Annotated in this window: 3 protein-coding genes; 2 read left to right on the plus strand and 1 reads right to left on the minus strand. The window is 47.5% G+C overall.

Features of this window, described 5'->3' with window-relative positions; all coding sequences use genetic code 11:
* Window positions 1-450 precede the first annotated feature (450 nt).
* A complete protein-coding gene (locus tag C7H09_RS07920; protein ID WP_106762045.1) occupies window positions 451-852 on the plus strand; it encodes a GFA family protein in 402 nt (133 codons plus the stop codon).
* 86 nt (window positions 853-938) lie between these two features.
* A complete protein-coding gene (locus C7H09_RS07925) occupies window positions 939-1,418 on the plus strand; it encodes a hypothetical protein (RefSeq protein WP_133166213.1) in 480 nt (159 codons plus the stop codon).
* A gap of 109 nt (window positions 1,419-1,527) precedes the next feature.
* Here the strand turns inward: C7H09_RS07925 and C7H09_RS19955 are convergent.
* A partial coding sequence (locus tag C7H09_RS19955; RefSeq protein WP_206074290.1) for a hypothetical protein occupies window positions 1,528-1,707 on the minus strand: 180 nt, incomplete at its 5' end.

Genomic DNA, 1,707 nt, shown 5'->3' on the forward strand with positions numbered 1-1,707 from the left:
GTTATAAAGCCCGGCTGGGGTGCAGAAAAACTCCCAGTTAACCGAATCCTACAGCGATGATCTGTACGAATAAACAGTATTTTTCAGGTTTGGGATTCGGTTCGAAGAACCAGACAAGGATGATCGTTGTTGAATGCGTTTTCAGCTACCCTCGGGGTATGTCCCAAGCGGATAACGCGCGGGTTGATCCGCTTGGGACATACCCCGAGGGAGAGCTATTCCTCAGCGATCGCGTTACCTTTTGGCTGGTTGCCAGTCTCGTCGCCAGAGCCCGTCGCAAACGGTTGGATTATGAAGTTTGAAGAACGTCTCGAAGCAGGCATGGCCGTCGAGGGTGTGCTTTATCAGAGCTCTTTCAGGACTTGGCTCTATAACAACACATTCATCCGACCCTCGCTTCGCTCGGGCAGATGAACGTACATCGTTAAATGTACAGAAGGAGATCCCCTCATGGGGCTGAAGGGAAGCTGTTTGTGTGGTGAGATAAGTTACGAAATAGACTCTGTGGATATGCCCATTGTGCATTGCCACTGCCAAACTTGTCGTAAAGCCCACGCTGCTCCGTTTGCCTCTACGGCTGGCGTAAAGCGCGAGAATTTCCGCTGGCTCAAGGGTGCAAGTTCCATTTCAACGTTCGAGTCCTCGCCAGGGAAATTGCGTCATTTTTGCAAATGCTGTGGGACTCATTTGGTGGCAGAGAGGCCGGCGCAGCCACATGTAATCGTTCGGGTAGCTACTTTGGACGTTGACCCTGAATTGAGTCCAGAGGCTCATATTTGGGTTTCACATGACGCACCATGGCTTGAGTACGAGGGTGTGCGCAAGCACAGAGAATGGCGTGACGACATTTAACCAGTCAATCAAGTTCGTTCCGGCCTGCGGCCTCCACCGGACGCCCTAGTCGGGCGCCGCTTATTATTGGCGTTATGGAGATCAATATGAAAAAAATATTTGTATTATCTTTTATTTTTTTACTTGTGGCAGGCTGCAATGACAGCTACAGCTCCGAAAAAAAACTGGAAGAGATAAAAACGGAAATCGTTAAGATATTGGAAAGAAGCCAAGTTAGAGAAACTTATGGAACTACATACTCCTTCAGCGGATGTCAGTTTAAGATTGATCACTATCGGGCTGCACGTAATAATTGTAGAGGGCCTGGGTATGTGAACTACGACACTTACGATGTTTCCAATATCATTGTAAGCGTCGATGCAAGAACCCCGGGGATTAACTTTAAATGCGACGGCCAAAGTCAATGTAGAGTGTACCATATGACTCCTATGATACATTGTAAACGAACTGGGAAAGACCTGAAAGATCCGATGAATTCTGGTTGGGCTGAAGTCCATTCAATTTCAGAGGCTAAGCGCTTGGAGGATCTTTTCTATAGATTAAGGACAGAGTGCGAAAAACCGTAATGCTTGGAGCCACAATTAAGCTGCTCATCAATGATTGCATCAGGTATCACACAGTTCCTGAAAAAAGAAGACAATGAAAACTGCCGACGTGTTATCAGTGAATGTGAATTCAAACAGTAACAGCAGTACCAAAGGCTATAAAGCCCAAGAAGGTATACTGAAGTACCTTTTGGTCATGGGCATAGTGCCGTGTCTGACAATTAAACAAGGCGCGAGATGATTTGCTTTTGCCCATAACAAATGCGGTCAAGGGACGCTCCTCACGTCGCGCCCCTGCCGCTAGCGTTAG

This window comes from Marinobacter fuscus (genome assembly GCF_003007675.1).
Classification (GTDB): Bacteria; Pseudomonadota; Gammaproteobacteria; order Pseudomonadales; family Oleiphilaceae; genus Marinobacter; species Marinobacter fuscus.